The following is a 12,730-nucleotide window of genomic DNA, read 5'->3' as shown; positions in this document are numbered from 1 at the left end:
GAAGGTGTTCACTTAAGGCTGGGCTGGGTTTGTGATGCATATCGCAAAGGATTTGTGGCTTACCATTAGGAGCATGTAATAAATTCAGGTTGTAGATTAAAGACAGGATAGTAAGATTGTCACTTACCTTATTTAATTTATCGCTTTTTTATCCAGAGGCAGTTATGTCGCAACGGCAGAATAAGCCGGAAATATTGCATACCGAAGTTGTCGCGAGAAGCCGATTATTTCAAATTGAGCAAGTGCATCTTAAGTTCTCCAATGGTGTAGAGCGTCAATATGAGCGCATGAAAGGCGGTAGTCGTGGCGCTGTGATGATAGTGCCTATTCATCAAGGGAAAATGCTACTGGCACGCGAATATGCTGCAGGAACTGATAATTACGAACTCGGTTTCCCAAAAGGTTTGATCGATCCCGGTGAGACAGCAATAGAAGCTGCTAACCGTGAATTACAGGAAGAAATTGGCTTTGGAGCGAATAAGCTCACCTTACTGAAAGAACTCAGCCTAGCTCCGGGTTATTTCTCTAGTAAGATGCAAATTTTTCTTGCAGAAGATCTGTATGAGAGTCGCCTTGAAGGTGATGAGCCTGAGCCAATTGATGTGGTGCCTTGGGCGCTCGCCGATTGGGAAGCCTTGCTCGATGATGTCGATTTTTCTGAATCCCGTAGTGTGAGCGCGTTGTTTTTGGCGCAAAAATATTTACATAAATAATCTTTTTCCTTTTAAGCGTTCAGAGTTTGCACGCTTGCAAAACATTCGCTCAGCAGGCGATTGGAGTTGTTATGAAGCCAGAAGAGTTGATCGACGAAGTTATTGCGATTGCGACCGATGCAGGGATAACTATCCGTGACATTTATCTCAAAGGTAATTTTGAGCGAGAAATGAAGTCTGACAATACCCCTGTCACTTCCGCAGATTTAGCGGCGAACAAGATCATTTGTGACCGATTGACCGCCTTAACGCCTGATATTCCTGTGTTATCTGAAGAGGCCGCTGACATTCCGTTGAATGTGCGTGAATCTTGGAAGCGCTATTGGTTGGTGGATCCGCTCGATGGTACGGGGGAGTTTATCGCTGGCAGCGGTGATTTTTCAGTCATTATCGCGCTGGTGGAACACAATCGTCCCGTGATGGGCGTGGTTTATGTGCCGATGACGCAAGTGTGTTATTACGCTATTGCTGGTTTAGGGGCGTACAAACGCACGGATAAACAAGAAGTGCGTATTAGCAGTCGCCAAATTGAGCACCGTGAAAAGGTATCGCTAAGATTGGCCGTAAGTCGCCGTCAGGACCCCCAATCTGTGTTGACCCTATTCAACCATCCTAAACACTGTGAGTTAGTCGTTATGGGGGGCGCAGCGTTAAAGAGTTGTCTTGTTGCCGAAGGTCGTGCTGATTGTTATGTACGAGTCGGACCAACGGGTGAGTGGGACACGGGAGCCGCGCAAATTATCGTCGAGGAAGCGGGTGGACAGTTGATGGATACTGAGCTTCAACCGTTAACCTACAATGAGCGCGAGAGCTTAGAGAACCCTAACTTCATCGTCGTGGGCGCACCCAACTTAGAGTGGGATAAGATTTTAATAGGTGAATGATTTTCGAATGCAGTCTATACGTCCGGTATTAAAGTCAGAGTTATTCGCGGTTTATCAGCTCGAACAGGCTATTTTTGGCGAGCACAGCTATCCCGATTTTTTCTTCCGTCAGGGATTTGATTGTTGGCCAGAGCAATTTTTAGTGGCCGTGGATGCAGATAATCAGCTACAAGGCTATTTGCTCAGTGCCCAGAGTAGCGATCCTAACTGCATGTGGATATTATCTGTCGCAGTGAGTGAAAATGCTCGCGGGAAGGGATTCGGCAAACGTTTGATGCAACAATGTTTAGCCGAGTTGCCCGTGTCAGTTGAGCGGGTGTGTTTAACCGTTGATCCGAGTAACCCTGCCCATGGCTTATATCAGCATTTAGGTTTCATTGATTCAACTTTTGAGGCCGATTATTTTGGCGATGGCGCAGATAGGGTTGTGATGACTTATCGCAGGCCTTAAATCGCGCGCTTATCTTTGAACCAAAGATTATCCTCAAATAAAAATCACCTTTGAATTAAGAATGATTTTTAAATCAAAATAATGGACGGTGTGCTGACTGAGCGCGCCGTTTTTTATGCTCTTTTAGGTGATGTCATCCCACGGATCCAGTTCGGCTTGCTGAGGGAATCTAATTCGAGTGCCTATCTTTATCCATCATCTTCAATAATATCCTTCATTATTTACCCTCTTCTGTACGTAAAATAAACTTATTTTGAACGTTGTTTTTTATTTTAACTGCTGTTAGTCTCTTGCTATTCAACAGGGGATGAGACCTATGGCCAGACGAAAAGAACACAGCCATGATGAAATTCGCGCGATGGCAATACAAGCGGCAACTGAGTTACTGATAGATCAAGGTGCCATAGGGCTCAGCTTACGCAAAGTGGCCAGCCAAATTGGTTATGTCCCTAGTACCTTGATCAATATTTTCGGTAGCTACAACTATTTATTACTGGCGGTTTCTGAGTCAACGCTTAGGACTTTGCACGACCGATTGACGTGTGTTCGTGCGGCCGACAGTTTAGGTAAAATTATTGCAATGGCGTGGGAGTATAGTCAATTCGCCCATGAGCAGCGCCAAGCTTTCAAGCTGGTTTTTGAGCTGCAATTACTCGATTCTGAACCCTTGCCTGAATCGCAAGGGCAATTGATAGCGGGGTTATTTACTCTGATTGAGTGTGAATTGGCGCAACTATTTCCCGAAGTTACGCAGACACAGCATCTCAGTATGAGCCGGGTATTATGGGGGGGGATTCATGGGCTGACCTCTCTGTCACTCGATAATAAGCTCTTCGCTGAGTCATTATCACTGCAGGATTTACTCGAGAGTCACGTACAAGCGTATTTACAAGGAATGGGTTACCAGAAGGAACTATCATGCTGCTAACAAAACGTTTTTTACCCTATTTTGCGACTCAGTGCTTAGGCGCATTGAATGACAACATCTATAAAAATGTGTTGCTGCTATTAGTGACCTTTAGCCAAGTGAAAGACCTACCCATAAGCGTCGATATGTTTGTGAACTTGGCGGCTGGGGTGTTCATTTTACCATTTTTCCTCTTTTCGGCCCATGCGGGTGTAGTCGCCGATAATATGGATAAGGCTAAACTTATTCGCCGATTGAAATTACTCGAAGTCATCATCATGTTTAGCGCCGCGATTGCGATTCTGAGTGAGAGCTACATGATGATGTTATTACTGTTATTTTTAACGGGTAGTCAGTCTGCATACTTCGGTCCTGTTAAATATTCCTTGTTACCCCAAGCGTTGAAAGAGGACGAGTTAGTCACAGGCAACGCTTGGGTTGAAATGGGCACTTTTCTCTCTATTCTGGTGGGCACTTTGAGTGCGGGGATCTTGGTTTCTGATGAAAACGGTACGCTTTGGTCGGCGATTACTGTTGCTGTATTAGCCTTTGCAGGATATTTATCGAGCCGAGCGATTCCTGCATTACCCCCAGAGGGCGTCATTGAAAAAATACGTTTCAGGCCGTTATCGGGCACTTGGCGTAGCATCAAAAAAGCCCGTCAAACGCCTTCAATCTGGATGGCTATCCTCGCGATCAGTTGGTTTTGGTTTTTAGGTGCGACCTATCTGACTCAGTTTCCTAACTTTGCTAAGCTGCATTTGCATTCTGGTGCGACTGTGGTGTCATTATTATTAGGCATGTTTTCCATCGGGATTGCTGTTGGCTCCTTCGTTTGTGAACGTTTCTCCTACGGCCATGTGGAACTCGGTTTGCTGCCATTTGGGGTATTGGGATTAACTATCTTTGGTGTCGATTTGCTTTGGGCTATTCCACCTGTGCCAGTGGATGCTGGTTTTGTCTATGGATTAAAGGCCTTTATTGGCGAGTCCCAACATTATCGCGTGATGCTAGATTTCTTTATGATTGGCGTTAGTGGCGGTTTGTTTATTGTACCTCTGTATGCCTTTATTCAATCGCGTTCGGCTAAGGGCGAATGTGCTCAGGCGATTGCAGCCAATAACATTATGAACTCATTGTTTATGGTGGTTTCGGCACTGTTATCTATGCTGTTACTGGGCGTTGCAGGTTGGACTATTCCACAGTTATTTCTGCTACTCGCCGTGATGAATGCTGTAGTCGCGCTCTATGTTTATTCACAAGTACCAGAATTTACACAACGATTTATCAGTTACTTACTCAGTCATGTTATGTATCGAGTGACAGTCACAGGCCGAGAGAAAATTCCAAAGGAAGGGGCTGGCATCATAGTTTGTAACCATGTGAGTTATGTGGATGCATTGATTATTATGGGAGCGTCGACACGGCCAATCCGCTTTGTGATGGATAAATCCATCAGCGAAATTCCTCTGTTGAAGTATTTGTTCCGCCATGCAGGTGTGATCCCTATCTGTTCGCCTAAGCAAAGTGAAGAGACCTATAATCGTGCCTTTGAGGCGATTCATGAAGCGCTCGCCAATGACGAGTTGGTATGTATTTTCCCTGAGGGTCGACTCACACCTGACGGTGAACTTGGCGATTTTCGTCCCGGAATTGATAAGATTTTGGCCAGAGATCCAGTGCCAGTCATTCCTATGGCACTACACGGATTATGGGGATCTTACTTTAGCCACAAGGGCGGACATGCTTTGGCTAAAATGCCCAAGCGTTTTTGGTCAAGGGTGTCGGTGGATTTAACGGATGCCGTCGATGGTAAGCTTGCGAATAAGGAATCTTTGAGAGTCCAAGTGGCGAGCCTGCTGGGCAAGTCTTAAATCTGTTATGGCAGTATGAAATAAAGTGAAGTGATAACCGCGAAGCTAATGTTCGCGGTTATTTTAGGGTGGCGATTTATCGTGTTTGATAGCTATCCAGCCACTCATGCATGGCTTGGTGCGAACCTTTAAAGAGTACACGTTCAGACTTTTTCTGTAATTGGTATTGATACATAGGATCGTAATACTTGTGCAATAACAGGTTTATCCAGACTAAATGCTGCGAAGTGTCATTCTGGTTAATTTGTTGATCGAGGGCTTGTTGCATCAAATCTTGCAGTTCTTGATGTTGTTTTCCGCCTAGACGTTTGCGAATGCTCACTAAACTCTGTAATAGATATTCACTGAAAGCCGCAAAACCTGCTTCCGGCCCTAGGCGCTCACAGAAGCCGCTATACATTTTATGCACATATTCATAGCGTAAGCGTTCGAGCCTCGCATCGTCCGACTCTTCTAGCACTAAAACATTAGCGGCTTGCATGGCATTGTAAAATGTCTGCGGCAGCGCCGAACGCCCAATCAGGAAGCTTTCATCTTCGAGCAGTAAACACGCCGCGCCACTTGTTTGGTGTTGTAGCAAGGCAATGGCGAGTTGATTTTCAAAGTTAATCTGCGTTGGCTGTGGGTCGATATTCTTTCCAAAACTAGAGCCTCTGTGATTGGCTATCCCTTCAAGATCAACCGCTTCTTTACGCTGTAGTAGAAAATCGGTTTTACCGCAGCCCGTCATCCCGCTCAAACTCAATAACGGTTGCTGAGCGGGTGCCGCTTCAATCACGCCAATCAGATATTGGCGCATGGCCTTATAGCCACCCTGAATATAGGGGACTTCGATCCCAGCTTCTTTGAGCCATTGCTGAGTGAGTTGCGAGCGCAGGCCGCCGCGAAAGCAATAAAGGTAAGCATTAGGATTGGCTTTAACATAGCTAGCCCAAGCCTCGATTCTCTGTTGCTTGATGGGACCATTCACCAGTGAATGACCTAATGCAATCGCGGCTTGCTGACCAAATTGCTTATAACAAGTACCGACTTTTTCCCTTTCACTATCCAGCATCAAGGGCAAGTTGGTCGAGTTGGGAAACGCGCCCCGAGTGAACTCTATGGGCGCTCGCACATCCATCATCGGATGTTGGTTGAGGAAAATTTCCCTATATTGCTCTGCGGCTACAATAGCGCTTGGCATCAGCACAACACCACATTCGCTGCAGTGGTCGGTGTTTCCAGTGACCCAATGCAGATTGGGGTTATGTGGTTCGCATCGAGTAGGGCAATTAATTCCGCTTCAGCTGCGGCCGAGACGGCAACTAACAGGCCACCACTGGTTTGCGGATCGCACAGTATCGCTTTTTGATGCTCGCTGAGCTCGGGGAGATGCTCGCCATAACTATCGTAATTACGGTGAGTTCCGCCAGGAACACAACCTAAGGCTAAATAATCTAAGGCGCGTGGTAACAATGGCACTGCATCAAATTTAAGCTTCGCAGTGAGGTTGGCGCCTTGGCACATTTCGAGTAAGTGTCCCGCCAGTCCAAAACCTGTGACATCGGTCAGGGCATTTACACCGCTAATTTTTGCAATGGTCGCGCCTATAGTATTGAGTTGGCACATGGCATTTACCGCAATGAGACTATCTTCATCGCGGAGTTTTTTCTGTTTTTGCGCTGTGGTTAAAATACCAATGCCGATAGGTTTAGTGAGATATAAACGATCGCCGGCTTTAGCGGTATCATTCTGTTTTAAATCACTTAAGGCAATTTGCCCGGTAACCGCGAGACCAAAAATAGGTTCGGGTGCGTCTATGCTATGACCACCGGCTAGCATGATCCCCGCTTCCATGCAGGCTTGTCTGCCGCCATCGACCACTTGCTGTGCGATTTCTGCGGGTAGTTTATTGATTGGCCAACCTAAAATTGCAATCGCCATAATAGGCGTGCCGCCCATGGCATAAATATCGCTGATCGCATTGGTCGCTGCGATACGACCGAAGGTGAATGGATCGTCAACAATTGGCATAAAAAAATCGGTAGTGCTAATGATGCCTATGTCATCATTGAGTTTGTACACTGCAGCATCGTCGCGGCTCTGATTACCAACCAGCAGATTTGGATCGGTAAATACAGGTAATTGCGAGGCTAAGATAGTGCTGAGCACTTTAGGGGATATTTTGCAGCCACAACCTGCGCCATGACTATATTCTGTTAGCTTGATTGATTCTGGGAGTGTAACTGGGGAATCTGACATGATCTCAACAGCCTATTTAAGTGATTAAGGCATCATCATAATCAGATACGGCCACCATGCAAGGTGGCCGTATGACTTTCGGGCAGAATTGTGGTTTAGCTATAAGTTGCGGTCAGGCTGCGCCAATGTTTTTGCTGGACTAAGAAACGCGCCTTTAGCTCTTCAACTTGTTGCAATAGTTGCTGATCGACAAGTTGCTTACGCTTGGCCTCAAGCAAGGTTTTCTGTGCTTGATAGTAATCCATTAAGTGCAGCTTTAATAACTCATACTCTGCTTGGATTTTTTCAATAATTTCATCGGCATTAGGCAGGTTATTAACTTTCCGTTTGGTACGTAATAACTGCATCTGTAAGCGTGCGCTCTCGATACGTTCCTGTGGACTCGTACGCAAATCCTTAGCTAATCCCAACCAAGATAATGACTTAATCAACCATTTGGTCGGATCGTAGTGCCACCATCGAATGCCATTACGATAGTCATTTTCGAAAATATGATGGAAATTATGATAACCCTCACCGTAGGTCAACATGGCCAAGAAGCCATTATCGCGGGCGGTATTCTTATCGGTATAAGGCTGACTGCCCCACACGTGGGCTAAAGAGTTGATAAAGAAAGTGCAGTGATGCACCACCACTAAACGCAGTAACCCCGCCATCAATAACATAGACAGCACGTCACCATTGAGCCAACCAAGCAGTGCAGGCAGTCCAATGTTCATCAGCAACACGAGTGCGAGGTAATGTTTGTGTTGCCACATGACAATGTGGTCATTTTGCAGATCACGCACATTTTGATAATCGTGATAGCGTTGCGACTGATACTCACGCAGCATCCAACCGATATGGCTGTACCAGAATCCCATTTTGGCTGAGTACGGGTCCTTGTCGTTATCATCTACGTGTTTGTGGTGAACTCTGTGATCAGATGCCCAGTGCAATGCACTGTTTTGTAATGCTAAAGCACCACCAAGGGCATATATAAAACGCACCGCCGGATGGGCTTTATAGGCCTTGTGTGACCAGAGTCTGTGATAACCTGCGGTGATTGACAGGCCACTGGCAAAGGCTAAAACAATAAAAGCGATCCATTCACTGGCACCATAGCCATGAACAATACCGCGCCATGGAACTAAAATTACCGCACTGAGAAAAGTGATGGCAAACAGACTGACATTAAGCCAGATGATAGGGGGTTTTTTCATTATAGGTTTCCAAAATTCGCTTTTGAGCGTACATCTGTAAGCTAATTTAGCTTAGCTATATTGTTTGGTCAAGGACGATGGGGCTGTGTTTAATGCCTAAAAGCGGTATTATCGCGTTATTACATTCAGTTAGCGGATTTAAGAATGGGTATTCGAGCACAGCAAAAAGAGAAAACTCGTCGAGCTTTAGTCGATGCGGCCTTTAATCAGCTAAGTGCTGAGCGCAGTTTCTCAAGTCTGAGTTTACGAGAGGTTGCTCGGGAAGCTAATATCGCGCCGACATCTTTTTATCGCCATTTTAAAGATATGAACGAACTCGGTCTTACTATGGTGGACGAGGGCGGGTTAACCCTAAGGCAGATGATGCGTAAAGGCCGTCAGCGAGCTGAAGTGGGTGGCAGTGTGATCCGTATTTCCGTTGATACCTTTATGGAAGTGCTTGATTCGAATCCAAACGTATTCCGTATTTTGTTGCATGAACGCTCTGGAACCTCGGCAGCATTCCGTGCGGCAGTTGCCCGCGAAATTGAACATTTTATTTCTGAATTGGCTCATTATACCGAAGCCAAAGCGGGTCGAACCCCCTTGCTAGCCCGTGCACAGGCTGAAGCGTTAGTGACACTGGTGTTTAATGCTGGCGCTTCCGCATTAGATATGAAACGGGCTGACCGCAAAATTCTTGCCGATCAATTAGTCATGCAATTGCGCATGGTCGCCAAAGGCGCCGAGGCTTTGCAGCATAAGGTTGAACACCGCTAATCTGAGTGAGATGCAGATTTACTAAAATAATGGAGCCTAAGGCTCCATTATTTTTAGCGAATTTACGTTGAAGTGTTCTGCAGTCGAGCTCAGTTTATCTGAAGTGATTAACGACGCTCGAGTAGTACACCCGTTTCCATGTGATCTGTATAAGGGAACTGATCAAACAAGGCAAAGCGGGTCACCTTATGGGTTTCGTTCAGTTGTTGCAGGTTATCTTTTAAGGTTTCTGGGTTGCAGGATATATACAAAATCCGCTCATAACCTTGGACTAACGCCAGCGTATCAGGATCAATCCCCGCGCGTGGTGGGTCAACAAAAATGGTGTTGCAAACATAGCTGTCAAGATCGATACCTTCTAAACGTCTAAAGCTGCGTTTCTTCGCCATGGCATCGCTAAAGTCTTCGGCTGACATACGAATAATCTGCAGATTATCAATACCATTCACTTCGATATTGTATTGCGCCGCATCGACTGAAGGCTTAGCGAGTTCGGTGGCCAATACGCGATTAAAGTTTTGCGCTAGTGCGATAGAGAAGTTGCCATTACCACAGTAGAGCTCGAGTAAATCCCCCTTACTGTTTTGAGTCGCATCGATAGCCCACTCCAGCATTTTTACGGAAACTTTGGCATTGGGTTGAGTAAAGCTGTTTTCGATTTGCTTATATAAGAAGGTTTTATCATTTACTTGTAATGACTCGACCACAAAGTCTTTATCTAAATCGATTTTTTGCTTACGGGCACGGCCGATGATATTGACGTTAAACTGGCTACTTAACTTGGCTTTCAGTGCAGTCGCATCGGCGCGCCATAGGTCATCAAGCTGCCTGTGATAAAGCAAAGACACTAAAATCTCGCCGCTTAAAGTCGACAAAAAATCCACTTGGAACAATTTGTGCCTTAGACTCGGATTCGGTTTCAGCTCGGCGATTAAGGCCGACATCATTTGATTGATGAGTACGCTAGCTGGTAAGTATTGATCGCAACGTACTTTCTCATTCAATACTTTATCGAACATGTAATAGTATAAGTCGTCACCATCATGCCACATGCGGAATTCGGCGCGCATACGGTAGTTAGCTGGCTCTGAGGCAAAAACTTCAACACTCGGTGTTTCAAATTGGGCAAAGGCTTGTTCTAGCTTGATACGCTTGTGTTCTAACTGCGCATCATAAGTCTGAGGGTCCATTGCTGCTAAGTTCATTGTTTGATTCACCGTTGCTGTAAATTGGGGCGCAAATATTATACTAGGTGACACGAATGTCCAGTACCTTGCTTTTGCGGTTTTCGCAAAGCTATGGGAAAATCCGCGCACTTGAATGTGGTTCTATGGTATTTGGCTGGATTCCGTCGGTAAAGCAGCCATCGAATCGTTAATGCGTCCAATCTGTATAGTTTATTTATATATCCGAAACTGGAGATTCGCTTGTCGCGACCTATATTAGTGTTTGATTCTGGGATTGGTGGTCTATCTGTACTGGCTGAAATCCGCAAGAGTTTGCCCCATAGCGACTATTGCTATCTTTTCGACAACGCTAGGTTGCCCTATGGTGAGCTGGAAGAGCAGGTATTAATTTCTGGCTGTGTCGAATTAGTATGCGATCTAGTGGCTCGTACCAATGCAATGATAGTGGTCGTTGCCTGCAATACTGCAAGTACTGTTGTGTTACCGGCATTACGTGCACATCTTACAGTCCCTGTCGTAGGTGTTGTCCCCGCCATTAAACCCGCCGCTCTAATGTCTAAGAGTAAACGTATTGGACTCTTGGCTACACCAGGCACAGTTAAGCGTCATTATACCCATGAACTCATCAGCCAATTTGCTGATGATTGCCATGTCGAACTCTTTGGGTGTTCTGAATTAGTGATGATGGCAGAACAAAAAGTGGCGACTGGAATGTTGGATATGCATAGATTGGCACAATTACTGGCACCAGTCGTTGCCGCACAATTGGATGTTCTGGTACTAGGTTGCACTCATTTCCCTATGATCAAAGCTGAATTACAACAAGTGCTCGGTGCTGGCGTAAAACTAATGGATTCTGGCGCTGCTATTGCAAAGCGAGTTGTTACTCTTTTAACGCAACAGAATCTTATTGTGGAAGAGCACAGAGTAACAGATGAGAGAGAAGCTGTAAGGGAGTCAGTTATGCAAGCTTTCTATACTAAGGTGGGAATCAGCGAAGGGTTAACAACAACATTAATTGATTGTGGCTTTTCAACTATCGAACGAATCACCACAACCAACTAAATTACAAAATAAAGCAAAACAGTTTAAGCGGTAATGCTACTCGTCTGTCCCTGTACGGTCGGCAGCTTCCGAATCTTGTGTTTTTGCTTCTCTTACTTTTAAGGTTCTTTCTTGGAAACTATAGTCATTCAGTTTAACCATGGCTTTCTGAGCGCCTGATTCTGACATCTCCACAAAACCAAAACCTTTACGACGACCCGTCTTACGATCTCTGACTAAACGCACAGAGTTTACTGGACCAAATTCGCCAAATAATACTTTTACTTCACCCTCATGAACACGATAAGGCAGGTTACCTACATATAAGGTCATAGTAGGGCCAACATATTGTTCTTCTGAAGCATGAGATGATGAAGTCTCTGGAACAAATTTAAAAACAAGACTTGCAATGATAGCGCCAGCGACAAAAGCAATAGCTGATAATGGCGTTGCGAACTGAGATAGTGCTACTGCGCCAATAATGGCGACAATCAAGACAATAAGAAATGACTTTTGCATAAGAATGCTCTCTGATGAATGGGAAATTGATAAATAACTGTTAACAGCAAGTATATGGTAATGAATTATTTACTTTTACACTAGACCATTGCTGAAATATTGAGCGTGAATTATCAATTATTAGATAAAAAACCTTACTTATCTCCGATAAATAGAGCTTATAAGCTAAAAAATGGACATAACGTTTAAAATATCGACGTGCGATTCAATGATCGATAAAAAGCCCTTGCGGACTTTCTCAATCTCCCTATAATGCGCATCCACTGACACGGCAGACCGCGAAACGCAAGTTAAGCAAAGAAAGCCAAGCAGTTCATCGGTTAGCGAGCTAAACGATGAGTGTTGAGAAAGTTGAAAAAACTACTTGACGCACTAACGGGAATGCGTAGAATACGCAGCCCTGACCCGCTGAAAACTCAGTGTGTGGTCAACGCTCTTTAACAATTTATCAAGCAAATCTGTGTGGACACTCACAGGTGTTGAGTTAATCGAAACTGCTTAGCCTTCGGGTTGGCAGTCAAAAATTTAAATCAATGTTTTCAAGTCATTCTCCTTAACGGGAAAGGGTGATTGAGTGTTCATAGTAATATGTACATACAGTAATGTATGAATTGAAACGCGATGCTTCTTAGTGAGCAAAGCGAATCAAAACAGTAGAATTCATTGAGCCGCTGAAGTCGTAAGACGGAAGCAACAAAACTTTAATTGAAGAGTTTGATCATGGCTCAGATTGAACGCTGGCGGCAGGCCTAACACATGCAAGTCGAGCGGCAGCACAAGGGAGTTTACTTCTGAGGTGGCGAGCGGCGGACGGGTGAGTAATGCCTAGGGATCTGCCCAGTCGAGGGGGATAACAGTTGGAAACGACTGCTAATACCGCATACGCCCTACGGGGGAAAGGAGGGGACCTTCGGGCCTTCCGCGATTGGATGAACCTAGGTGGGATTAG

The 12,730-nt window shown here is 45.2% G+C and carries 12 protein-coding genes and 1 rRNA gene; 8 read left to right on the top strand and 5 right to left on the bottom strand.

The genetic code is table 11. The annotated features are described in order from the left end of the window. Window positions 1–164 precede the first annotated feature (164 nt). From nudE to L5L97_RS17745, 5 genes are all read left to right on the top strand, one after another. Window positions 165–713 carry an ADP compounds hydrolase NudE gene (gene nudE, locus L5L97_RS17765; protein ID WP_263183166.1) on the top strand — a complete coding sequence of 183 codons (549 nt, stop codon included), beginning with the start codon at window positions 165–167 and terminating at the stop codon, window positions 711–713. A 71-nt stretch (window positions 714–784) separates the two neighbouring features. Beyond that, complete coding sequence (gene cysQ / locus L5L97_RS17760) at window positions 785–1,597, top strand: 3'(2'),5'-bisphosphate nucleotidase CysQ (protein ID WP_198573335.1); 813 nt, start codon at window positions 785–787, stop codon at window positions 1,595–1,597. Between the two features lie 7 nt (window positions 1,598–1,604). Beyond that, a complete protein-coding gene (locus tag L5L97_RS17755; protein ID WP_263170315.1) occupies window positions 1,605–2,048 on the top strand; it encodes a GNAT family N-acetyltransferase in 444 nt (147 codons plus the stop codon). A gap of 316 nt (window positions 2,049–2,364) precedes the next feature. Next, window positions 2,365–2,976 carry a TetR/AcrR family transcriptional regulator gene (locus L5L97_RS17750; RefSeq protein WP_263183165.1) on the top strand — a complete coding sequence of 204 codons (612 nt, stop codon included), beginning with the start codon at window positions 2,365–2,367 and terminating at the stop codon, window positions 2,974–2,976. Beyond that, window positions 2,967–4,829, top strand: a complete 1,863-nt coding sequence (locus L5L97_RS17745) for an MFS transporter (RefSeq protein ID WP_263183163.1) — start codon at window positions 2,967–2,969, stop codon at window positions 4,827–4,829. Before L5L97_RS17750 ends, L5L97_RS17745 begins: the two co-directional genes overlap by 10 nt. Window positions 4,830–4,905: 76 nt before the next feature. Here the strand turns inward: L5L97_RS17745 and mnmH are convergent, their stop codons facing one another. From mnmH to L5L97_RS17730, 3 genes are all read right to left on the bottom strand, one after another. Then, window positions 4,906–6,012, bottom strand: coding sequence for a tRNA 2-selenouridine(34) synthase MnmH (gene mnmH, locus L5L97_RS17740; protein WP_263183160.1), 1,107 nt, complete (start codon window positions 6,010–6,012; stop codon window positions 4,906–4,908). Beyond that, window positions 6,012–7,070 (bottom strand): selenide, water dikinase SelD, encoded by a 1,059-nt coding sequence (gene selD / locus L5L97_RS17735; protein WP_105251019.1) that lies wholly within the window; start codon window positions 7,068–7,070, stop codon window positions 6,012–6,014. The genes mnmH and selD overlap by 1 nt, the downstream gene beginning before the upstream one ends. 95 nt (window positions 7,071–7,165) lie before the next feature. Continuing rightward, entirely contained in the window at window positions 7,166–8,272 is a 1,107-nt protein-coding gene (locus L5L97_RS17730; protein ID WP_263183156.1) for an acyl-CoA desaturase, read from the bottom strand. Between the two features lie 144 nt (window positions 8,273–8,416). Between L5L97_RS17730 and fabR the strand changes: the two genes are divergently transcribed. Next, window positions 8,417–9,031, top strand: a complete 615-nt coding sequence (fabR, locus tag L5L97_RS17725; protein WP_105251021.1) for an HTH-type transcriptional repressor FabR — start codon at window positions 8,417–8,419, stop codon at window positions 9,029–9,031. Between the two features lie 107 nt (window positions 9,032–9,138). Here the strand turns inward: fabR and trmA are convergent, their stop codons facing one another. Beyond that, entirely contained in the window at window positions 9,139–10,236 is a 1,098-nt protein-coding gene (gene trmA, locus L5L97_RS17720; RefSeq protein ID WP_263183154.1) for a tRNA (uridine(54)-C5)-methyltransferase TrmA, read from the bottom strand. A gap of 222 nt (window positions 10,237–10,458) precedes the next feature. Here trmA and murI point away from each other — a divergent pair, with 222 nt between their 5' ends. Beyond that, a complete protein-coding gene (murI, locus tag L5L97_RS17715; RefSeq protein ID WP_263164006.1) occupies window positions 10,459–11,283 on the top strand; it encodes a glutamate racemase in 825 nt (274 codons plus the stop codon). 36 nt (window positions 11,284–11,319) lie between these two features. Here murI and L5L97_RS17710 read toward each other — a convergent pair whose 3' ends face one another. Continuing rightward, complete coding sequence (locus tag L5L97_RS17710; protein ID WP_113941557.1) at window positions 11,320–11,781, bottom strand: RNA-binding protein; 462 nt, start codon at window positions 11,779–11,781, stop codon at window positions 11,320–11,322. Window positions 11,782–12,483: 702 nt separating this feature from the next. Here L5L97_RS17710 and L5L97_RS17705 point away from each other — a divergent pair. Then, window positions 12,484–12,730: ribosomal RNA gene (locus tag L5L97_RS17705) — 16S ribosomal RNA — on the top strand; the annotation flags it as partial.

This window comes from Shewanella sp. SM71 (assembly GCF_025653905.1).
GTDB lineage: Bacteria > Pseudomonadota > Gammaproteobacteria > Enterobacterales > Shewanellaceae > Shewanella > Shewanella oncorhynchi.
The sequence above is the reverse complement of the archived record's forward strand: the minus strand, read 5'-3'. Positions and strand labels throughout refer to the sequence as shown.